Genomic DNA, 20692 nt, shown 5'->3' on the forward strand with positions numbered 1-20692 from the left:
GTCAGCGGAAGACGACGGTGCGGTCCCCGTTGAGCAGGACGCGGTGCTCGGTGTGCCACCGGACGGCCCGCGCCAGCGCCAGGCACTCGACGTCGCGCCCCACGGCCACGAGCTCCTCCGGGCTGTGGGTGTGGTCGACGCGCGCGACCTCCTGCTCGATGATCGGGCCCTCGTCCAGGTCGGCGGTGACGTAGTGCGCGGTGGCGCCGATCAGCTTCACCCCGCGCGCGTGCGCCTGGTGGTAGGGGCGGGCGCCCTTGAAGCTCGGCAGGAACGAATGGTGGATGTTGATGATCGCGCCGGGCAGCTTGGCGCAGAAGTCGTCCGACAGGATCTGCATGTACCGGGCGAGGACGACCAGGTCGGCGCGGTAGTGCTCGACCAGCGTCAGGATCTCGGCCTCCTGCGCGGGCTTGCCGCCCGGCCCGGCCGGCAGGTGGTGGTAGTCGATCCCGTACGACTGGGTGAGGGGCCGCAGGTCGGGATGGTTGGACGCGACCGCGACGATGTCGATGTCGAGCAGCCCGGACCGCGTCCGGTAGAGCAGGTCGTTCAGGCAGTGCCCGCCCTTCGACACCATGATCAGGACGCGCGGCCGCTCGGCCAGCGCGTGCAGCCGCCACTCCAGCTCCAACTCGGGCGCCAGGGACGCGAACGCGCCGCGCATCTCGTCGGGGTCGGTGCCGTCCGGGGCGGCGAACTGGACCCGCATGAAGAAGACGCCGGAGTCGCCGTCGCCGAACTGCTGGCTCTCCAGGATGTTGCACCCGCGCTCGGCCAGCAGCCCCGAGACGGCGGCGACGATGCCGGGCCGGTCGGGGCATGACAGGGTCAGCACATATTGGTTCACGGGTCTCATCTTTCGGGCGGGAAGCGGCAGCTCAGGACCTCTCTCCGAGCTTACGCGCCGCCCACCCCCCACGGGCCCGAGCGGCGCGCGCCGGGCTGGAGAATGGCCCGCATGAGCGAGCGACTGTCCCGGCGCGCCCTGAACCGCGCCACGCTGGCCCGGCAGCTCCTGCTGGAACGGGCGGCGATGCCCGTGGTGGAGGCGGTCGAGCGGCTGGCCGGGCTCCAGGCGCAGACCCCGCACACCTGGTACGCGGGGCTCGGCGTCCGGCTCGACGGGGTGACGCCGCAGGACGTGGCGGAGCTGCTCGTGTCCCGCCGGCTCGTCCGGCTGGCGCTGATGCGATCGACGATCCACCTGGTCAGCGCCCGGGACGCGCTCCGCCTGCGCCCCCTCGTCCAGCCCGTCCTCGACCGGGACCTCTTCAAGAACTTCACGCACGCCAAGCCCGTCGAGGGCCTCGACATGGCCGAACTGGTCGCCGCGGCTCGCCCGCTCCTGGAGGAGAAGCCGCTCACGAGCAAGCAGCTCGGCGCGCTTCTGGCCGAGCATGGCCGCGCGGCCGGCTGGGGCGACCGCGCCCCGGCGTCCCTCGCCTACGCGGCCCGCTGCATGATGGCGCTGGTGCAGGTCCCGCCGCGCGGCGTGTGGGGGTCGAGCGGCCCGATCGCGCACACCACCGCCGAGGCGTGGCTGGGCGAGCCGCTCGCGGCCGGCACGGCGCCCGACGAGCTGATCATGCGCTATCTGGCGGCGTTCGGGCCGTCCACCGTGATGGACGCGCAGACCTGGTCGGGCCTGACCAGGCTGAAGGAGGTGATGGAGCGGCTCCGGCCGCGCCTGGTCACGTTCGAGGACGAGAAGGGACGCGAGCTGTTCGACCTGCCGGACGCTCCCCGTCCCGGCCCCGACGTGCCCGCGCCGCCGCGGCTGCTCTACGACTTCGACAACCTGCTGCTGTCGCACGCCGACCGGAGCCGCGTGATCACCGGCCACTTCGAGGCGCGGAACTACCGCGTGCGGCGGCCCGTGCCCAGCATCGTCCTCATCGACGGCTTCACCGCGGGCGAATGGACCCTCGATCACCAGGGCGACCAGGCCACCCTGACGATCAAGACATACGACGAACCCGAACCGGCCGACGCCGAGGCACTGGAGGCGGAGGCGCACCGCATGATCGGCTTCGCCGCCGCCGATGCCGGGACCCGGAAGGTCCACATAACTCGATAGCCGCCGCCACCCTCTCCTTACGTGAGAGGTTTTCACGTTCGTCCTATACTGGCCGCCGTGACGAGCATGAACCTCCGGGATCGCTACGACGCCGCGACGGCCGGGCTCGAGGCCCCGTTCGCCGTCGTCGACCTCGCGGCCTTCCGCGCCAACGCCGCCGGCCTCGCCCGCCGCGCCGCCGGCAAGCCGATCCGGGTCGCGAGCAAGTCGGTGCGCTGCCGCGCGCTCCTGGAGGACGTCCTCGCCCTGGACGGCTTCGCCGGGATCATGGCGTTCACCCTCCCCGAAGCGCTCTGGCTAGCGCGCGCGAACGTCAGCGACGACATCCTCGTCGCTTACCCCACCACCGACCGGACCGCCCTCGCCGACCTGGCCGCCGACCCCGCCGCCGCCCGCGCCATCACGCTCATGACCGACTCGCCGGAGCACCTCGACCTGATCGAGTCCGCCGCGGGCGACCACCCGATCCGCGTCTGCGTCGACATCGACGCCTCCTACCGCCCCCTAGGCGGACGCGTCCGGATCGGCGCGCTGCGCTCCCCGCTCCACACCCCGGCCCAGGTCACCGAGTTCGCCGAGCAGATCCTCAAGCGGCCCTCGCTCCACCTCGCCGGGCTGATGGCGTACGAGTCGCAGATCGCCGGGGTCGGCGACGTCCCGCCCGGACGCCCCGCCCGGAGCCGCGCCATCCGCGCCATGCAGCGGCGGTCCCGGATCGAGCTGGCCCGCCGCCGCGCCGCGATCGTCCAGGCCGTCCGGGCGCTGACCGACCTGGAGTTCGTCAACGGCGGCGGCACCGGCAGCGTCGAGACGACCGCCGCCGAACGCTCGATCACCGAGGTCGCCGCGGGCTCCGGCCTCTACCAGCCGCACCTGTTCGACCAGTACTCCAACTTCACCGGACGCCCCGCCGCGCTGTTCGCGCTGCCCGTCGTCCGGCGCCCCGCCCCCGGCGTCGCGACCTGCCTCGGCGGCGGCTACCTCGCCTCCGGCCCCGGCGACGCCGTCCGGCTCCCGCAGCCCTACCTGCCCGCCGGCCTGCGCTACGACCGCGACGAGGGCGCGGGCGAGGTCCAGACCCCGCTGCTCGGCCACGCCGCCGACCTCCTCTCCGTCGGCGACCGCGTCTGGTTCCGCCACACCAAGGCCGGCGAACTCTGCGAGCGCTTCGCCGCCCTCCACCTGATCGACGACGGCAGAATCGTCCGAACCGTCCCCACCTACAGAGGCGAGGCCCAGACCTTCCTGTGAAGGGGGGCGACCCCCTTCAACCCCCGTGGCGGCGGCTGAGGTCCCGTCCGAGAAGGTCGGGTGAGGGCTAGGTTGGGGGCATGAGCGATGCTCCGATGATCAGTGTTCGCGGTGAGGCGGTGCTGGAGGCCGACCCGGAGATCGCGCGGCTGTCGGTGCACGTCCAGTCGCAGGAGCCCGACCGGCGCGCGGCCCTCGACCGGCTCACCGAGCGCAACCAGCGCTGCCTCGACCTGGTCAGGTCCTACGGCGAGGCCGTGGAGAAGGTGGAGACGGGCGGGCTGTCGATCGCGCCGCTGCTGAGGCAGAAGCGGCGCGAGGGGGACGTCCGCGCCTACCGCGGCACGGTCTGGATCAAGATCACGGTCGCCGACTTCGGCATCCTCGGCGAGCTGGTCACCCGGCTCGCCGACATGGAGCGCACCTACGTGAACGGGCCGGAGTGGGAGCTGCGGCGCGACAGCGAGGTGTACGGGCGGGCGGCGCGGCAGGCCGCGCACGAGGCCGTCGAGCGCGCCCGCAGCTACGCCGAGGCGCTCGGCTCCCGGCTCACCGGGCTGGTCGAGCTGTCCGACGAGGGCCTCGGCCGCCACGACCTGGGCGGCCCCGTCACGCTCGCCGCCGCGTACGGCGGCGTGGCCCCGGACGAGCCCGAGCCGATCGATCTGGAGCCCGCGACGCAGACCGTCCGCGCCGCCGTGGAGGCCCGCTTCACCGTCACCCCGCCCGACCTCGACGCGTCCCGCTGAACGGGCCGGGCCCGCCGCCCGTACTCCATGGTGTGGGAGGACCGGACTGCGGGGAGTTCCGCATCGGCCTCGGCGTCTACGCCCTGGGACGGCTGCGCGGCGCCGAGGCGGCCGAGCTGTCGGCGCATCTGCGCGGCTGCCCGCCGTGCCGCGCCGAGCTCGCCGAGCTGCGCGGCGTCGCCGAGCTGCTCCGCCGCACCATCGCACAGCGCCCCGCGCACAAGCGCGTCGTCCCGGCACGCAAAGGCGCCGGCCGCGACATGCGGACCGGCGCCTCCGGGTCAAGGTTCAGCGGCGCTTGCGCCTACGGTTCCAGAGGACCAGGGCGGTCACGGTGACGGCGGCCCCGATGCCCGCCACCACCAGCCGCTTGTCGATCCCGCCCGGCTCCTTGGTGTCGGACTCGCCGGACTTCTCGGCCGGACGCACGACCGACCCGACCGCCCGCGCGACCTGACCGGCCTCCTCCTTCAGCCGCTCGGTGCCCCGCTGCGCGACGTTCTTCGGATTGACCCGGGCGGCGAGCTCGTCGATGGTGCGGGCGAAGCTCTGGCGGGTGAGCTGGAGCTCCCGTTCCAGCGCGTCCGGGTCGCGGGCCCTGTCAGCCATGCCGTGTCCTTATCGTGTCGGGCGAATCCATGACCAGCGAAGTGATCCGAACAGTGTGGCAGGTCTTCCCGCCGGACGTCCGCCGTACCCCAGCCGGTACCGTTGGACGAACCACCCGAGCGAAAGGCGGACAGCGTGTCCGAGCGGCTGCAGCCAGGGGACGTCGCCCCCGAGTTCGAGCTTCCCGACGCCGACGGCGAACCGCTGTCGCTGGCCTCGTTGCGCGGGCGGCGCGTGATCCTCTACTTCTACCCGGCCGCCCTGACGCCCGGCTGTACCAAGGAGGCGGTCGACTTCCAGGGCAGCCTCGGCGACCTGGAGACGGCGGGCGTCGCGGTCGTGGGCATCTCCCCCGACAAGCCGGCCAAGCTCGCCAAGTTCCGGGAGAAGGAGGGCCTGACCTTCCCGCTGCTCTCGGACGCCGACACCGAGACCCTCCAGGCGTACGGCGCCTACGGCGAGAAGAAGCTGTACGGCCGGGTCGTCGTAGGCGTCATCCGGTCCACCTTCATCATCGACGCCGAAGGCAAGATCGAGCAGGCGTACTACAACGTCCGCGCCACCGGCCACGTAGACCGCCTCCGCCGAGACCTGGACCTCTAAGGCCCCAACCTTCTCGGACGAGCCCTAATCCCAGGTCACGGCCCCTACGACCGAGGGCGCTGGGCGGGAACCTCAGCCGGGGTTACGGGTCGTGCGGCCGGAGGGCGCCCAGCGCCCGGAGGTCGCACGACCCGACGGTCGGCGGGCCGTTTCACGAGACGCGCCAGCGGCTCGGGAAACGGTCCGCCGACCGCAACGGGGGTTCCAGGGGGTCGCCCCCCTGGGCCAACACAGTGCGGGCGGGGGGATTCGAACCCCCACGGTGTCGCCACCAACAGGACCTAAACCTGCCGCGTATACCTGATTTCGCCACGCCCGCCGGTGCTTCGAGGAAGCGCGTTCAGCTTAGCGTTTTGGTCGGCCGGCCCGGCAACGTAATTCACCGGCCGGACGCTCGCGTCAATGTCGAGTGATGGACTGATCGCCTGCCCGTCCGGGTAAGGGACGCCCCCTCGCCGGAATTGCGGACAGCCGTCCCATATTTGCCACCAGGGTATTTGCGGAACGCCCTCGGCAGGCGGACGCGCGCGGCCTAGGCTTGATGAGTCCGCCCGCCCGCACAGTCGGTGACGCCATGACCACATGCTCGGCGGTACCGCCGTGAACGATTCCTTCACGCACCGCGTGCTTCCCTACAACGGCAAGGATCAGCTCCTCGACGGAGCCGTGCCGTTCCTCCAGGAGGGCGTGAACGCCGGTGATCGCGTCCTCGCCGTGTGCGGGACCGCGCGGGAGATGCTGCTGCGCGACGCGCTCGGCCCCGACGCCGCGGCCGTCGAGTTCGCCGACGCGTCCGCGTGGTACGCGCACCCGTCCCGGACGCTGGCCGACTGCCTCAGCGACGCCGACGACACCGCCTGGCAGGGGCGCCGGCTCCGTGTCCTCGGCGACCCGGTGTGGGCGTCGCGGTCACCGCTGGAGGTCGCGGAGTGGCAGCGCGCCGAGGCCGTCCTGAACGTCGCGTTCCGCGGCACCGGCGCGGTGCTGCTGTGCCCCTACGCGGCCACGCTGCCCGCCGGGGTCGTCGCGGCGGCCCGCAAGACGCACCCCGAGACCGTGCGCGGCGCGCGGGCCCTCGCCAACCCCGGGTTCGTCGACCCGTGGACCTTCTGCGAGCAGTGCGACCGCGAGCCGCTGCCCGCGCCGCCGCCCGGCGCCGACACCTTCAAGATCGACCAGCCCGACCTGTTCTGGCTGCGCGCCTACGTGTCGGAGTACGCCCGGCTGACGCCGCTGCCCGAGGAGGGCGTCCAGCGGCTCCTCGTCGCGGTCACCGAGATCGTCACCAACGCGCTGCGGCACGGCGAGCCGCCGATCGTCCTGCGCATGTGGACGGACGCCTCCGACGGCGAGCCCGCCTTCGTCTGCGAGGTCACCGACGGGGGCACGTGGCCGCCGGGCAGCGGCTACGGGCTGATCCCGCCGCGCCCCAGGGCCGCCAAGTCCGACGGGCGGTTCGGCCTGTGGGCGGTACGGCTGCTGTGCTCGGTCGTCCAGATCCGGACGGGCGACCATGGCAGCGTCGTCCGCCTGCGGCTGACCTTGCCTTCGTCGCCGGACATGGACAGAGCGTGAGGAACTCCATGCGTTGGGCTTCCAAAACGCCGCCGGCGGCGTACGCTGAACCAGTCACCGACCTTGATGGGCAGGCCATGGACACACCCTGGTTCGCCAAGCGCCCGGTCAGCGGCGTCCGGCCCGGAGATCACGGCTGGCTGGCCTACAGCGGTCCCGAGGAGCGCGACCGGGTCATCGGGCCCTTCGTCCAGGAGGGCCTGCAGACCAACGAGAAGGTCGTGTACGTCACCGACGCGCCGCCCGAGCGGCTTCCCGGCCTCGGCGAACGGCACCGGATCGACGTGGACGCCTACCGCCGGACCGGCCAGCTCCGGGTGATCTCACGGCAGGAAGCCTGCCTCGACCGGTACGGCGGCTTCGCGCCCGCCATGATGGTCGACACCCTCGGCCACGAGGTCGACCAGGCTTTCGACCAGGGCTTCCGCGCCGTGCGCATCACCACCGACTACAGCTGGCTGCTGACCGAGCCGGGTTCCGACCTCGGCCAGATGCTGGGCTGCGAGCACCGGGTCGGCGACGCCGTCTCGCCGAGCACCATGGCCATGGCGATCTGCCAGATCGACCAGCACGCGTGCCCGCGCGAAGAGCTCATCGCCCTCCGCGACACACACGAGGTTCTCGTGGAAGTGAACCCCGAATTCGATGACGGGATCCTGAAGATAGTGCGCACTTTCGAACCTGACGGCCTGCGCGTCGAAGGAGAGCTCGACGCCGCCCGGCACGCCGTGTTCGCCGAGCAGCTCACCCAGGTGAGCAAGGAGCGCCGCCGCGTCCACCTGGACCTGTCCCGGCTCGCGTTCATCGACCTCGGCGGCCTGCACCTGATGGCGCGGCACGCCACCGTCCTGCCGGCGAGCGAGCCGCTGGTGCTCGACCGCCTGGCGCCCAGTGTGGAGAGCGTCATCGAGATGGTCGGCTGGCACCGGCTGCCGGGCCTCACCCGCGGCGAAGAGGGGCCGCTCTCCGGCACGGAGGGGATCGGCTGATGAGCATCGACCACAGGGCTTTTCTGTACCGCGACGTCGAGGAGTTCCTGGACGTCACCATCCCGTTCCTCAAGTCCGGGCTGGAGCGCGACCAGGCCGTGATCGCCGTGGCCCGTGAACCCAACCTCACCGCGCTGCGGGACGTGCTCGCGGCCGACGCCCCGCCGATCCAGTACTTCGACTCGGCCGACTTCTACCGGCATCCGGTCCACACCCTGCGCGACTACCAGAACGTGGTGAAGGAGAGCGCGCCGCGCACCGTCTGCGCCCTCGCCGAGCCCGTCTGGGACGGCTGGGACGAGCGGCAGACCCTGGAGTGGATCCGCTACGAATCCCTCATCAACGTCGTGTTCGATGGTTCGGGCGCCCGTGCGCTCTGCCCCTACGACACCGGGACGCTGCCGCCCCGGGTCGTCGCGGAGGCGCGGCGCACCCACCCCTGGCTGGTGTCACCCGGGCACAGCGAGCGCAGCGAGCATTACGTCGACCCGGAGACGTTCGGCTCCGGCTGCGACCGCGGCCTGCGCTTCGACCGCCCGCGCGACGCCGACTACCTGCCCATCGACGGCGACGACCTGCACGCGCTGCGGGCCTTCGTCGGCGACCGCGCCGTCAAGCACGGCCTCGCCCACCAGCGCGCGCAGAACCTGGTCACCGCCGCCAACGAGGTCGCCGCGAACGCGCTGCAGCACGGCACGCCCCCGATCGGGCTCTGGGTCTGGCAGGACGGCACCGACCTGATCTGCGAGATCGGCGACAACGGCTTCTGGCGGCCCGGCCCGAGCCCGCTCACCGGCTTCATCCCGCCCGACTCGGCCCTCCAGCGCGGCTTCGGCCTCTGGACCGTCCGCCTCCTGGTCGACCTGATGGAACTCCGCGCCGGCTGGGATGGAACGTTCGTCCGCCTGCGGGTTCGTTAGGCCAGGGCTGCGGGGATCAGGGCTGCCAGGGCGCGGAAGGCCCTGCCCCGGTGGCTGATGGCGTCCTTTTCCTCCGGGGACATCTCCGCGGTGGTGCGGGTCTCCCCTTCGGGGACGAAGACCGGGTCGTAGCCGAAGCCGCCCGTTCCGCGGGGTTCGCGGATCACGGTGCCGCGCAGCCGGCCCTCGACGGCGTGCTCCACGCCGCCCGGGACGACCAGGACGGCCGCGCACACGAACGCCCCACCGCGCTGCTCGTCGGGCACGTCGGCGATCTGGTCGAGCACGAGCCGCAGGTTGGCGGCGTCGCGGTCGCCGGTGGCGGCGCCGAGGCGGCCCGACCAGCGGGCGGACAGGACGCCCGGCATGCCGTTCAGCGCGTCCACGCACAGGCCCGAGTCGTCGGCGACGGCGGGCAGGCCGGTGAACGCGGAGACCGCGCGGGCCTTCAGCAGCGCGTTGCCCTCGAACGTCAGCTCGGTCTCCGCCACGTCGGGCGCGCCGGGGAAGTCGTCGAGACCGGCGATGTCGAGGTCGCCGAGGATGCGCTTCAGTTCCGCGACCTTGCCCTGGTTGTGGGTCGCGAGGACGATCCTCATCGGATGAGCGCCGCGGCTTGGAGCCCGGTCAGCTCGGCGCAGCCGGCGGAGGCGAGGTCGAGCAGCGCGTCCAGCTCGGAACGGTCGAACGGGGTGCGTTCGGCGGTGCCCTGCACCTCGGCGAAGCGGCCGTCGCCCGTGCACACGACGTTCATGTCGGTGTTGGCGGCGGTGTCCTCCTCGTAGCAGAGGTCGAGGCGGGGCTCGCCGTCCACGACGCCGACGCTGACCGCCGCCACGGACGTGATCAGCGGGTCGCCGCGCAGCAGCTTGCGGCCCCGCATCCAGGAGACGGCGTCGGCGAGCGCCACGTACGCGCCGGTGATCGCGGCGGTGCGGGTGCCGCCGTCGGCCTGGAGGACGTCGCAGTCGAGCTGGACGGTGTTCTCCCCGAGCGCCTTGAAGTCGACGCACGCGCGGATGGACCGCCCGATCAGCCGGGAGATCTCGTGGGTGCGGCCGCCGATCCGGCCCCGGACGGCCTCGCGGTCGTTGCGGGTGTTGGTCGCGCGGGGCAGCATCGCGTACTCGGCGGTGACCCAGCCGAGGCCGCTGTCGCGCCGCCAGCGGGGCACCGACTCCTGCACGGACGCGGCGCACAGCACCCGGGTCGCGCCGAACTCGATCAGCACCGACCCCTCCGCGTGGTCGAGCCAGCCGCGCTGGATGCGGACGGGACGGAGCTGGTCGTAAGCGCGATCATCGGGGCGAGCCATGCGGAACACCCTAGCGGGATTCAGAGGGTGTACTGGGCGCCCACACGGGCCAGCTCGATGGGCCCGTCGTAGCCGCTGGCCTTGGCCTCCTTGAACGAGACGTCGGCATCGTTCCACGGCACCAGATGGGTGAGGACGAGCCGTCCCGTCCCGGCGCGGGCGGCGTGCTCGCCGGCCTCGCGGGCGGTCAGATGGAGCTCGGCCGGGAGGCCCGGCTTGTCGAGGAAGGACGCCTCGCAGAGGAACAGGTCGGCGCCGCTCGCGAGCTCGACCAGCGTGTCCGACGCGCCCGTGTCGCCGGAGTAGGCGACGGTCTTGCCGTCGTGCTCGATGCGGAACGCGTACGCCTCCACCGGGTGCGGCATCAGCGCGGTCGTCACGCGGAACGGGCCGATGTCGTAGGGGCCGCGGCGCAGCGTCCGGAACTCGAACGCCCCGGACATGCCGGGCTCGGGGTCCAGGTCGTAGGCCTTGGCCATGCGCGCGGCCGTGCCCTCGGGGCCGTGCACCGGGATCCGCGGCGCCGGGCCGCCCGGCCGGTAGGTGCGCGCCACCCAGTAACCGCACAGGTCGAGGCAGTGATCGGCGTGCAGGTGCGAGATGCAGACGGCGTCGATCTCGTACAGCGAGCGGAAGCGCTGCAGCGACCCGAGGGCGCCGTTGCCGAGATCAAGGACCAGCGCGTAGCCGTCCGCCTCGATCAGGTAGCTGGACGCGGGGCTGTCCGGCCCGGGAAAGCTCCCCGAGCAGCCGATCACTGTGACCCGCACGCTCACTCCTCCTTCGGGTCCCCGAGGAATCAGGTGGTCAGAGAGCCGGCACCCGGTTGACGGCGGTGGCGGCCGCGTCGGCACCTGCCACCAGTGTGACCCGGTCGTCCGCGGGTTTCGAGGTGCCGCCCGCGAGGCGTCGCCGATCCGGGCGCGCGGGCGGTGCCCACGGGCGCGGAGCGTGCGGCGGCGGGACGGCGGAGTCCGCTGTCGGAGATCCCGATGGGAGCGTCGGGAGGCCGTCCCCCCGCGTTGGGTCTGACATGGTGCACAAGGCTAAGCGACACGGCCGCGCGCGGGCGCGTCATGCGTTGGACATCACACCGCCACGCGGCGGAAAACCGTCCAGCTCACGCGGCGCGCGGATGATGCGGTCGCGGGCCCGCCGAAACGCCGGTGATTCGGCTCACAGCCGTTCCGCGGCGCGGGGGGCGCGGGGGGCGCGGGCGAGCTGGCGGCTCTGCGCGACGAGCCGTCCGGTGGAGTCCCAGACCTCGACGTCCTCGTCGAACCAGCCGCCGGTGAGGACGCGGCCGCTGCCGTGCAGGGCGAGCCGGCCCGGCGCCGGGACGGCGCGCATGTGCCAGGTCAGCTCGACGGTCGGTGCCCAGCCTCGCGCGCCGAGGTTCAGCACGACGGGCGGCAGCGCGTCCACGGCGAGGGCGAGCACGTAGGCGTCGGGCGGGTGGCCGTCGCGGAGCCGGAACCAGGCGCGGACCTCGGGCCGTCCGCTGGGGCGCCCGTCCAGCCAGCCCATCGTGGCCGGGTCGAAGCGCATGTCCACCTGGTCGGCGAAACCGCTGCTGCCGGACGGCGGGCGGGCGGCGGTGCACTCCTCCAGGGGCGGCAGGCCGGTGGGCTCGGCGCCGGACCAGGCGGGTTCGGCGGTGGTGTCGAGGGTGGCGGTGGTGATCAGGGCGTCCGCGGCGGGGCGGCCGTCCTGGACGAGCGTGACCCGGGCCGTGGCCGCCGTCCGGCCCTCCTTGCGCGGCTCCACGATCACCTCGGCGGGGCCGGGCACGGCGACGCGGTGGAAGTTCACCGCGGTCGAGACGGGGTGCGCGTGCGGGGACGCGGCGACGGCGGCGCGGCCCAGGACGGCCATGAGGTAGCCGCCGTTGAGCGCGTCGCCGATGAGGTAGCCCGCGTCGAGGACGGCGCCGTACCGCCCCTCGCCCGCCGGTTCGACCGCGGTCGCCGCACCGAACCCGATCACCCGCACCCTCCCGCATTTCTAGAATGACGTTCGAGAATGCACTCTACCGCGCGGGGGCGGAGCGGCCGGAGTCAGGCCCAGAGCTGGCCTTCGAGGCGGGCCTCGGCCTCCTCCAGGGTGCCGCCGTACGCGCCGGTGGACAGGTACTTCCAGCCGCCGTCCGCGACCACGAACGCGATGTCGGCGCGCTCGCCCGCCTTGACCGCCTTGGCCGCCATCCCGAGCGCGGCGTGCAGCGCGCCGCCGGTGGAGATGCCCGCGAAGATGCCCTCCTGCTGGAGCAGCTCGCGGGTGCGGCGCAGCGCGTCGCCCGAGGTGACGGAGAACCGGGTGGTCAGGACGGAGTCGTCGTACAGCTCGGGGATGAAGCCCTCGTCGATGTTGCGCAGCCCGTACACCAGGTCGCCGTACCGGGGCTCCGCCGCGACGATCTTGACGTCCGGCACCCGCTCGCGCAGGAACCGGCCGACGCCCATCAGCGTGCCCGTGGTGCCGAGCCCGGCGACGAAGTGCGTCACGGTCGGGAGGTCTTCGAGGATCTCGGGGCCGGTCGTCTCGTAGTGCGCGAGCGCGTTGGCCTCGTTGCCGTACTGGTAGAGCATCACCCAGTCGGGGTTCTCCGCCGCCAGCCCCTTCGCGACCCGGACGGCCTCGTTCGACCCGCCCGCCGCCGGCGAGAAGATGATCCTGGCGCCCCACATCTCCAGGAGCTGGCGGCGCTCCGCGGACGTGTTCTCCGGCATGACGCAGATCATCTTGTAGCCGCGCAGCGTGGCGGCCATGGCGAGGGAGATGCCGGTGTTGCCGGACGTCGGCTCCAGGATCGTGCGGCCGGGCGTCAGCAGCCCCTCCTTCTCCGCCTTCTCGATCATGTAGAAGGCGGGCCGGTCCTTCACCGAACCGGTGGGGTTACGGTCTTCGAGCTTGGCCCAGATCCGGACGTCGGCGGACGGCGAGAGGCGCGGCAGCCCGACCAGCGGGGTGCGGCCGAGCGAGTCCAGCAGCGAGTCGAAGCGCATGTGTCTGCTCTGTTCTGTCGGCACGGGCCGTTCGGCCCGCGCTGCTCGCGGCGGGGGTCAGCCGCCGGCCACGGCCGGCAGGATCGTGACGTTGTCGCCGTCGGCGACCTCGGTCTCCAGCCCGCCGAGGAAGCGCACATCCTCGTCGTTGAGGTAGACGTTGACGAACTTGCGCAGGCCCTTGCCGTCGACCAGCCGGTCGCGCAGGCCGGGGTGGCGCGCGTCCAGGTCGGTGAACAGCTCGTCCAGCGTGCCGCCCTTGCCTTCGACGGCCTTGGCGCCGTCGGTGAGGTTGCGCAGGATCGTCGGGATCCGGACCTCGATCGCCATCGCGGTGGTCTCCTTCTACGTCGTACGGGGCTCCCCGCCCTCTAACCTGCTCACAACCGGGCGGGCAGCGGGATGATTCCGGGCATGGTCGGGCGTGTTCGGGCCTCTCCCGAGGCGGGATCGGCGCGTCAGCGACAGTCGTAGACGACCTCGGCGCGCGAGTGCCCGAAGAGGAAGCTCTGTACGGGTGGGACGGCGGAGGTGCCGGTGCGGCGCCGCACGCCGCCCGATCCCTGCTCACCCGTCCACATGACGGCCAGTTTACCGGGCGCGTTCCGGACGATTCCCGCCGCCGTACCCGCCGCCATGCCGCCGCCCTCAGCCGTAGGAGTCGACGATCGTGACCTCTTCCTCGGTCACTTCGCCGTCCACGATCCGGTACGAGCGGAACTCGTGATCGTCCTCGTCGCGGGTGGAGACCAGCACGTAGTGGGCGTTCGGCTCGGCGGCGTAGGAGATGTCGGTGCGGGACGGGTACGCCTCGGTCGAGGTGTGCGAGTGGTAGATCACCACGGGCTCCTCGTCCCGGTCGTCCATCTCCCGCCACACCTTGAGCTGCTCCTGGGAGTCGAACCGGTAGAACGTCGGGGAGCGCTCGGCGTTCGTCATCGCGATGTAGCGGACGGGCCGGTCCGAGCCGAGGGGACCGGCGATGACGCCGCAGGCCTCGTCGGGGTGGTCGGCGCGCGCATGCGCGACGATCTTGTCGACCAGGGCCCGTTCGATCGTCAGCATGATCCGAAGGCTACCCGGCGGCGCACCGGCCCGCGCCAGGGTGCCGGCGGTCACCAGAGGACGCGGACGAGGCTCTCCTGCAGCGACGTGAGCCAGTCGTAGGCGGCGAACAGGGGGGCGCGCGGGTCGTCCGGCGACATGTTCTCCGCCTCCTCGTACCACTCCTCGGTGATGTCCAGCCGGGTGCCGAGCGCCAGCCGGACGTCGTTGAGCGCCCGCAGCCACGCCTGCGCCTGCTTCTCGTCCAGGACGATCTCGGACCCGGGACCGGCCAGCGAGGCCAGCACCGTCCCGGCCGCCTCGCGCTTGCCGTCGCGCAGGCCCATCTCGGTGTAGCGGCGGAACTCCGTCGCGGACTCGCCGTCGTCGCGGTAGGCGTCGGGGAACAGCCGCGCCAGGACGGGGTCGTCCGGCGTGGTGGCGTTCTCGGCGATGCCCATGGACGCGAGCTCGTCGTCCTCGCCGGGCGCGTCGCCGATCAGCGCGAGGAGCTGCTCCATCAGTGCGCGCAGGAGCGCGGTCTCCTCGGGCTCAAGCCGCACCCGGATGCCGTCCCTGCTCTTCTCCACAAGGCTCATCCGGGCTCAGTCGTCCCGCTTGACGGTGGCCCACAGGCCGTAGGAGTGGAGGATCTCCACGTCGCGCTCCATCTCCTCGCGGGTGCCGTTGGCGACCACGGCGCGGCCCTTGTGGTGGACGTCGAGCATCAGCTTCTCGGCCTTGGCCTTGGGATAGGCGAAGACGGCCTGGAACACGTAGGTGACGTACGACATCAGGTTGATCGGATCGTTCCAGACGATGGCCAGCCAGGGCCGGTCGGCGCTGACGTCCTCTTCGACGTCCGGCCTTTCCAGTTCGACGGGCGCGGGCGCCGTGCTCATGGCGCTCATTCCGCTCGCCTCCCTCTCTGCGTGAAGTCGGTGGCCCACCGCACCCGATGCTATGCGCCGCTCCCGGCGGATGTGGCGGGGTCCCGGTGTGGCGGGCTACACGACCATGGTGCCCACAGCGGGCCGTAAGGTTCCACCTGTGGACGTTGGAGACGGTACTGCCCTGCTGACCGACCGGTACGAGCTGACCATGCTCCAGGCCGCGCTGCGCAGCGGGACGGCCGGCCGGCGCGCCGTGTTCGAGGTGTTCGCGCGGAGCCTGCCCGCAGGCCGCCGCTACGGCGTCATCGCCGGGACGGGACGCCTCCTCGACGCGATCGAGCGGTTCCGTTTCGAGCCCGCCGAGCTGGACTACCTGACCTCGAACGGCATCGTGGACGAGCCCACCGCGCAATGGCTGGAGAAGTACCGCTTCACCGGGAACGTCTGGGGCTACGCCGAAGGCGACTGCTATTTCCCGGAATCGCCGATCCTGGTGGTGGAGGGGACGTTCGCGGAGGCCGTCCTGCTGGAGACCGTCGCGCTGTCGATCCTGAACCACGACTGCGCGATCGCGTCGGCCGCGTCCCGGATGGTGCAGGCGGCGCAGGACCGTCCGATCATCGAGATGGGTTCGCGGCGGGCGCACGAGCGCGCCGCCGTGGCCTCCGCCCGCGCCGCCTACATCGCGGGGTTCGCCACCACGTCCAACCTGGAGGCGGGCCGCCTCTACGGGGTGCCGACGGCCGGGACGAGCGCGCATTCGTTCACGCTCCTGCACGACAGCGAGCGGCACGCGTTCGAGGCCCAGCTCGCCGCGATGGGCGAGAGCACCACGCTGCTGATCGACACCTACGACGTCGAACGGGCGGTGCGCACGGCCGTGGAACTCGCCGGGCCGTCGCTGGGGGCAGTGCGCATCGACAGCGGTGACCTCGGGGTGGTGGCGCGGCGCGTCCGCGACCAGCTCGACTCGCTCGGCGCGCACGGCACCCGCATCGTGGTCACCGGCGACCTGGACGAGTTCGGCATCGCCGCCCTCGCCGCCGCGCCGGTGAACGGCTACGGCGTCGGGACGTCCCTGGTGACGGGTTCGGGCGCCCCGACCGCGTCGCTCGTCTACAAGCTCGTCGCCCGCTCGGACGGCCCCGACGACGACGCGCCCATGCGCCCGGTCGCGAAACGCTCCACCGGCAAGCCGAGCCGCGGCGGGCGCAAGACGGCGGTCCGCCGCATCGACGGCCACGGCACCGCCTACGCCGAGACCGTCTCCACCGGAGAGCCGACGCCCGGCCCGCGCGACCGCGTCCTCCAGGTGCCGCTCGTGCGGGACGGCGAGATCGTCGGGCGCGAATCGCTCCCCGCCGCCCGGGAACGTCACGCGCGCGCGATCGCCGAACTGCCGCCGACGGCGACGCAGCTCTCCAGGGGCGAGCCCGCGGTCCCGACCGAGTTCGTCAACGGCGGCCCACGCCACTGAACACTTTTCATCCTCGGCAGGCGCGCGAGGCCAGGTCGTGGCGAACAGGCCGGATGAAAAATGTTCACTGAGAACATCCGGGCGGAGCTGGGGTACGGTCCCCATTGAGCCCTTTTCATCCTGCGACGGGCCGAGAATGCCACGTCTCAGAAGAGAGCGGATGAATCGGACTTTTCGGTCGGGGTGCCTCGTACAGGGAGCGGTCATGGGCAAGAAGGCCTTGATCATCGTCGATGTGCAGAACGACTTCTGCGAGGGCGGCTCCCTCGCGGTCGCCGGCGGGGCGGACGTGGCCACGGCCATCTCCGGGTACATGGCGGGGCACCGGCCCGAGTACGCGCACATCGTCGCGACCCGCGACTTCCACCTCGACCCGGGCGAGCACTTCTCCGCCGAGCCCGACTTCGCCGACACCTGGCCGCCGCACTGCGTGATCGGCACGCCGGGCGCCGACTTCCACCCCAACCTGGCGCTCGCGCCGATCGAGGCCGTCTTCAGCAAGGGCCGCGAGACCGCCGCCTACAGCGGCTTCGAGGGCGCGTCCGACGACGAGACGCCCCTCGCCGACTGGCTCGCCGCCCGCGGCGTGGACGCCGTCGACATCGCGGGCATCGCCACCGACCACTGCGTCCGCGCCACCGCCGTCGACGCCGCCCGCGCGGGCCTGCGCACCGCCGTCCTGCTCGACCTCACCGCCGGGGTCAGCAAGGCGACCGTCGACCGCGCCCTGGACGAGCTCGCCCAGGAGGGCATCGTCATGTCCGGCGCCCCGGTCGTGGCCTCCTGACCATGGCACCCCCCGCGGCCCCGCACCCCCCGACGGTCGTCGTGATCGCCGGCGTGTCCGGCAGCGGCAAGACCACGATCGGGAGGCTGCTCGCCGAGCGGCTCGGCTGGGACTACGCCGACGCCGACTCGTTCCACACCGAGGCCAACATCGAGAAGATGCGCTCGGGCCACCCGCTGACCGACGGCGACCGGCTCCCCTGGCTGAGCGCCATCGCCGCCTGGGTCGACGACCATCTCGCCGCTGGACGTCCCGGCGTGGTCAGCTGCTCCGCGCTCAAACGCCGCTACCGGGAGATGGTGGCGGGCGGGCGGCCGGGCGCCCGCGTGGTCATGCTGGACGGCGACCGTGACCTGATCGCCGCCCGCATCGGGGGGCGCGACGCCCACTTCTTCAGCGCCGACCTCCTCGACACCCAGTTCGCCGACCTGGAACGCCCGGCCCCGGACGAGGGCGTCCTGACCGTGCCGATCACAGACTCTCCGGAGGAGACGGTCGCCCACCTCCTCCGGGCCTTCGACCTCTCCCCGTCCGCCGGCGACTCGTCGCGTCAGTCGCGGACGTAGCAGCGCGCCGGGGTCAGTGGCGGCGTTTGGCGGCCCATTCGCGGATCTTGGCGATGCGCTTGCGGAGGTCGTCGGCGCTGGCCTGCGGGACGGCGGGGCCGCCGCAGGAGCGGCGGAGCTCGCTGTGGATGACGCCCTGCGGCTGGCCCGTCCGGTGGTACCAGGCGTTGACCAGGCCGTTCAGCTCGCGGCGTAGGGTCGCGAGGTCTTCGGCGGTGGTGCGGTCGGCGCGCGGGTCGCCGGTCTTCTTCTTGCGTTCGCCGGCGAGCTGGTCGGCCTGGCGCTTGCGCAGCAGCGCCGACACCTGGTCGGGTTCGAGGAGGCCGGGGATGCCGAGGTACTCCTCCTCCTCGGCGGAGCCGGGCTGGGCGTGCATGCCGAACTCGCCGCCGTCGTAGAGGACGCGGTCGAACGTCGCGGACGCCTCGACGGTCTCGAACGGCAGCTCCTCGCCGACCGCGTCCGGGGTGTCTTTCTGCCGGTTGGCCTCGGCGAGGAGGTCGTCGTCGAGGCCATCTTCACGGACTGGACGGTCGAGGACGTGGTCGCGCTCCTCCTCCATGTCGGCGGCGTGCCCCATCAGCGTGGGGACCGACGGCAGGAACACCGACGCGGTCTCGCCGCGGCGGCGGGCGCGCACGAAACGGCCGATGGCCTGCGCGAAGAACAGCGGCGTGCTGGTGGACGTGGCGTACACGCCGACGCACAGCCGCGGGATGTCGACGCCCTCGGACACCATCCGGACCGCGACCATCCAGCGGTCGTCGGTGTCGGTGAACTGCTTGATCTTCTTGGACGCGCCCGGGTCGTCCGACAGCACGACCGTGGCGCCCTGGCCGGTGACGGCGCGCAGCATCCCGGCGTAGGCGCGGGCGGTCTCGTGGTCGGTGGCGATCACCAGGCCGCCCGCGTCGGGGATGACACGGCGCAGCTCGGTGAGGCGGCGGTCGGCGGCGGCGATGACCTGCCTGATCCAGTCGCCCTTGGGGTCGAGCGCGGCGCGCCACGCCTGGGCGGTCTGGTCCTGGGTGAGGGGCTCGCCGAGGGTCGCGGTGATCTCGTCGCCGGCGCGGGTGCGCCAGCGCATCTCCCCCGCGTACGCCAGGAAGATCACCGGGCGGACGACGCCGTCGGCGAGGGCCGGGCCGTAGCCGTAGGTGTAGTCGGCGCGGCTGCGGCGCACGCCGTCGGGGCCCTCGTCGTACTGGACGAACGGGATCGGGTTGATGTCGGTGCGGAACGGCGTGCCGGACAGCGCCAGCCGGCGGGTGGCGGGCTCGAACGCCTCCCGGACGGCGTCGCCCCAGGACAGCCCGTCGCCCGCGTGGTGCACCTCGTCGAAGATGATGAGGTGCTTGCGGGACTCGGTGCGGTTGCGGTGCAGCGCGGGACGCGCCGCGACGGTGGCGTAGGTGACGGCGATGCCGTCGAAGTCCTTGCCGACGGGGCCGTCGCCGTTCTGGTACTCGGGGTTGATCTTGATGCCGACGCGGGCTGCGGACTCGGCCCACTGCCGCTTGAGATGCTCGGTGGGGCACACGACCGTGATCGCGGCGATGACGCGGCGTTCCATCAGCTCGCGGGCCAGGCGGAGCGCGAACGTCGTCTTACCGGCGCCGGGCGTCGCGACGGTGAGGAAGTCGCGCGGGCCGGGTTGCGTGCCGTCGGTTCCGAAGTAAGCCTCCAGCGCCTGCTGCTGCCAGGCGCGCAGGGACTGCGCCGTCCCCCAGGCGGCCCGCTCGGGGAAGGCGGGAGGCATGCTCGATGCGGCGAAGGTGCTCACGGTCATCGAAGGCTACCGAGCCCCACCGACAGATCGCGCCGCCGCGGCCCCACTTGTGCCGAGATCCACAGTGGGTCCGCGGCGGGCCCGCGGCGGCGCGGCCGGTGTCAGCGGCCCCGGTAGGCGGCCCAGGCGGCGCGGATCCTGCGGCCCTGGCCTGCGGTGAACTCCCGCATGCAGGCGTCGTGGGCGTAGTCCATGAAGTTGTGCACGGGGTCGTCGCCGCGCTGCGGGCAGGTGTCGCGGAAGTCAGGACATCCTTCCGCCGGCATCGCCTCGTACGGCGTGTCGCGCACCCCGTCGCCCGGCGGCAGGCAGCCGTCCTCGAAGGTGTGCAGCAGCCCGAGCCAGTGCCCGATCTCGTGGACGGCCGTGTAGCCGCGGTCGAACTCCGCGAGCGGCCCCTTCGGCAGGCTGCGGTAGTCGATGGTGACGCCGTCCAGGCGCGGGTCCTCCTTGTACTGGTGCGGGAAGGTGGCGAAGCCGAGCACGTCGGTTCCCACGGCGGCGGTGAAGACGTTCAGCGTGCCGCGCCCGCCCTTGCGCAGGCGCCTCTTCATCGCGCCCTCGTACTTGCGCGGATGGCGGAACCACGACGGCTTGTTCGTCCGGTCGAAGCCGGCGAGGCGGAACCTGACGCGCGTGTCCACGCCGCCCTTCCTCCCCCCGTACGCGGCGTTCAGCGTGGCGACCTGCCGCTTGACGGCCGCCTTCGACAGCCGCCCCTTGCCCCCGCTGTGCACGACGTGGAACCGCACCGGGACGGTGATGTGCCGCGCCCTGCGCAGCATCGAGTCCAGGCGGTGCTCGTCGGACGTGCCGAACCGGGCGGTGAGCGTCCGGCGGAGGTCGGCGAGCATGGCGACGACCTGGTCGTGGCCGAGATCGGCCCGGTCACCCGGACGCGCGGTCCGCGCACCGCCCTCCGGAAGGCAGTCGTCCTGAGCCGCCGCCACCGGAGCGACGGCCCGCACCCGCGCCCCGGCCCCTGACCTGTCCTTGGTCCGCGTCCTGTCACTCACTGAAACTGGAACGGCGCACACCGT

Annotated in this window: 25 protein-coding genes and 1 tRNA gene; 11 read left to right on the plus strand and 15 right to left on the minus strand. The window is 72.5% G+C overall.

Annotation, left to right across the window (positions count from 1 at the left end):
- Position 1: 1 nt before the first annotated feature.
- The gene (purU, locus tag ACH34S_RS02055; protein WP_395950622.1) at positions 2-859 is read right to left on the minus strand and encodes a formyltetrahydrofolate deformylase; all 858 of its coding nucleotides are present in this window, start codon (positions 857-859) and stop codon (positions 2-4) included.
- A gap of 102 nt (positions 860-961) precedes the next feature.
- Between purU and ACH34S_RS02060 the strand changes: the two genes are divergently transcribed.
- The 4 genes from ACH34S_RS02060 (at position 962) to ACH34S_RS02075 (ending at position 4418) form a co-directional block, all read left to right on the plus strand.
- Positions 962-2080, plus strand: a complete 1119-nt coding sequence (locus ACH34S_RS02060) for a winged helix DNA-binding domain-containing protein (protein WP_395950623.1) — start codon at positions 962-964, stop codon at positions 2078-2080.
- Between the two features lie 66 nt (positions 2081-2146).
- On the plus strand, positions 2147-3331 hold the full coding sequence (locus ACH34S_RS02065) for an amino acid deaminase/aldolase (protein ID WP_395951418.1): 1185 nt from the start codon (positions 2147-2149) through the stop codon (positions 3329-3331).
- A gap of 80 nt (positions 3332-3411) precedes the next feature.
- Positions 3412-4080: an SIMPL domain-containing protein gene (locus ACH34S_RS02070; RefSeq protein WP_395950624.1), complete on the plus strand. Its 669-nt coding sequence runs from the start codon at positions 3412-3414 to the stop codon at positions 4078-4080.
- 32 nt (positions 4081-4112) lie between these two features.
- Positions 4113-4418 (plus strand): anti-sigma factor family protein, encoded by a 306-nt coding sequence (locus tag ACH34S_RS02075; RefSeq protein ID WP_395950625.1) that lies wholly within the window; start codon positions 4113-4115, stop codon positions 4416-4418.
- On the opposite strand, the gene ACH34S_RS02080 is transcribed toward ACH34S_RS02075, so the two are convergent.
- The gene (locus ACH34S_RS02080; protein ID WP_395950626.1) at positions 4369-4689 is read right to left on the minus strand and encodes a DUF3618 domain-containing protein; all 321 of its coding nucleotides are present in this window, start codon (positions 4687-4689) and stop codon (positions 4369-4371) included. The genes ACH34S_RS02075 and ACH34S_RS02080 overlap by 50 nt on opposite strands.
- A 135-nt stretch (positions 4690-4824) precedes the next feature.
- Between ACH34S_RS02080 and bcp the strand changes: the two genes are divergently transcribed.
- A complete protein-coding gene (gene bcp, locus ACH34S_RS02085) occupies positions 4825-5292 on the plus strand; it encodes a thioredoxin-dependent thiol peroxidase (protein WP_395950627.1) in 468 nt (155 codons plus the stop codon).
- 234 nt (positions 5293-5526) lie between these two features.
- Here bcp and ACH34S_RS02090 read toward each other — a convergent pair.
- A tRNA-Leu gene (locus ACH34S_RS02090) sits at positions 5527-5611 on the minus strand.
- A gap of 263 nt (positions 5612-5874) precedes the next feature.
- Between ACH34S_RS02090 and ACH34S_RS02095 the strand changes: the two genes are divergently transcribed.
- The 3 genes from ACH34S_RS02095 (at position 5875) to ACH34S_RS02105 (ending at position 8776) form a co-directional block, all read left to right on the plus strand.
- On the plus strand, positions 5875-6867 hold the full coding sequence (locus tag ACH34S_RS02095) for an anti-sigma factor RsbA family regulatory protein (RefSeq protein WP_395950628.1): 993 nt from the start codon (positions 5875-5877) through the stop codon (positions 6865-6867).
- Between the two features lie 77 nt (positions 6868-6944).
- Positions 6945-7856, plus strand: coding sequence for an MEDS domain-containing protein (locus tag ACH34S_RS02100; protein WP_395950629.1), 912 nt, complete (start codon positions 6945-6947; stop codon positions 7854-7856).
- Positions 7856-8776 carry an anti-sigma factor RsbA family regulatory protein gene (locus ACH34S_RS02105; protein ID WP_395950630.1) on the plus strand — a complete coding sequence of 307 codons (921 nt, stop codon included), beginning with the start codon at positions 7856-7858 and terminating at the stop codon, positions 8774-8776. Before ACH34S_RS02100 ends, ACH34S_RS02105 begins: the two co-directional genes overlap by 1 nt.
- On the opposite strand, the gene rdgB is transcribed toward ACH34S_RS02105, so the two are convergent.
- From rdgB to clpS, 10 genes are all read right to left on the minus strand, one after another.
- The gene (gene rdgB / locus ACH34S_RS02110) at positions 8773-9375 is read right to left on the minus strand and encodes an RdgB/HAM1 family non-canonical purine NTP pyrophosphatase (RefSeq protein WP_395950631.1); all 603 of its coding nucleotides are present in this window, start codon (positions 9373-9375) and stop codon (positions 8773-8775) included. The two genes, ACH34S_RS02105 and rdgB, sit on opposite strands and share 4 nt — an antisense overlap.
- Positions 9372-10091 carry a ribonuclease PH gene (gene rph / locus ACH34S_RS02115; protein WP_395950632.1) on the minus strand — a complete coding sequence of 240 codons (720 nt, stop codon included), beginning with the start codon at positions 10089-10091 and terminating at the stop codon, positions 9372-9374. Before rph ends, rdgB begins: the two co-directional genes overlap by 4 nt.
- Before the next feature lie 20 nt (positions 10092-10111).
- Positions 10112-10861, minus strand: a complete 750-nt coding sequence (locus ACH34S_RS02120; RefSeq protein ID WP_395950633.1) for an MBL fold metallo-hydrolase — start codon at positions 10859-10861, stop codon at positions 10112-10114.
- A gap of 406 nt (positions 10862-11267) precedes the next feature.
- Positions 11268-12077, minus strand: coding sequence for a thioesterase family protein (locus ACH34S_RS02125; protein ID WP_395950634.1), 810 nt, complete (start codon positions 12075-12077; stop codon positions 11268-11270).
- Positions 12078-12148: 71 nt separating this feature from the next.
- Entirely contained in the window at positions 12149-13096 is a 948-nt protein-coding gene (locus ACH34S_RS02130) for a PLP-dependent cysteine synthase family protein (RefSeq protein ID WP_395950635.1), read from the minus strand.
- Positions 13097-13153: 57 nt separating this feature from the next.
- Positions 13154-13426: a MoaD/ThiS family protein gene (locus ACH34S_RS02135; RefSeq protein WP_395950636.1), complete on the minus strand. Its 273-nt coding sequence runs from the start codon at positions 13424-13426 to the stop codon at positions 13154-13156.
- A 128-nt stretch (positions 13427-13554) separates the two neighbouring features.
- Complete coding sequence (locus tag ACH34S_RS02140) at positions 13555-13734, minus strand: hypothetical protein (RefSeq protein ID WP_395950637.1); 180 nt, start codon at positions 13732-13734, stop codon at positions 13555-13557.
- A gap of 10 nt (positions 13735-13744) precedes the next feature.
- On the minus strand, positions 13745-14161 hold the full coding sequence (locus ACH34S_RS02145; protein WP_395950638.1) for a Mov34/MPN/PAD-1 family protein: 417 nt from the start codon (positions 14159-14161) through the stop codon (positions 13745-13747).
- Positions 14162-14211: 50 nt separating this feature from the next.
- Entirely contained in the window at positions 14212-14739 is a 528-nt protein-coding gene (locus tag ACH34S_RS02150; protein ID WP_395950639.1) for a DUF2017 domain-containing protein, read from the minus strand.
- A 6-nt stretch (positions 14740-14745) separates the two neighbouring features.
- Positions 14746-15042 (minus strand): ATP-dependent Clp protease adapter ClpS, encoded by a 297-nt coding sequence (clpS, locus tag ACH34S_RS02155; RefSeq protein ID WP_395951419.1) that lies wholly within the window; start codon positions 15040-15042, stop codon positions 14746-14748.
- Between the two features lie 115 nt (positions 15043-15157).
- On the opposite strand from clpS, the gene ACH34S_RS02160 reads away from it, so the two are divergent.
- From ACH34S_RS02160 to ACH34S_RS02170, 3 genes are all read left to right on the plus strand, one after another.
- Positions 15158-16510, plus strand: coding sequence for a nicotinate phosphoribosyltransferase (locus ACH34S_RS02160; protein WP_395951420.1), 1353 nt, complete (start codon positions 15158-15160; stop codon positions 16508-16510).
- A gap of 205 nt (positions 16511-16715) precedes the next feature.
- The gene (locus ACH34S_RS02165; protein WP_395950640.1) at positions 16716-17297 is read left to right on the plus strand and encodes an isochorismatase family protein; all 582 of its coding nucleotides are present in this window, start codon (positions 16716-16718) and stop codon (positions 17295-17297) included.
- 2 nt (positions 17298-17299) lie between these two features.
- Positions 17300-17863 carry a gluconokinase gene (locus ACH34S_RS02170; RefSeq protein WP_395950641.1) on the plus strand — a complete coding sequence of 188 codons (564 nt, stop codon included), beginning with the start codon at positions 17300-17302 and terminating at the stop codon, positions 17861-17863.
- Between the two features lie 13 nt (positions 17864-17876).
- Here ACH34S_RS02170 and ACH34S_RS02175 read toward each other — a convergent pair whose 3' ends face one another.
- Positions 17877-19622 carry a DEAD/DEAH box helicase gene (locus tag ACH34S_RS02175; protein ID WP_395951421.1) on the minus strand — a complete coding sequence of 582 codons (1746 nt, stop codon included), beginning with the start codon at positions 19620-19622 and terminating at the stop codon, positions 17877-17879.
- A gap of 131 nt (positions 19623-19753) precedes the next feature.
- Positions 19754-20668, minus strand: coding sequence for a zinc metalloprotease (locus tag ACH34S_RS02180; protein ID WP_395950642.1), 915 nt, complete (start codon positions 20666-20668; stop codon positions 19754-19756).
- Positions 20669-20692: the final 24 nt, after the last annotated feature.

The organism is Actinomadura sp. 3N508 (genome assembly GCF_044326375.1).
GTDB lineage: Bacteria > Actinomycetota > Actinomycetes > Streptosporangiales > Streptosporangiaceae > Spirillospora.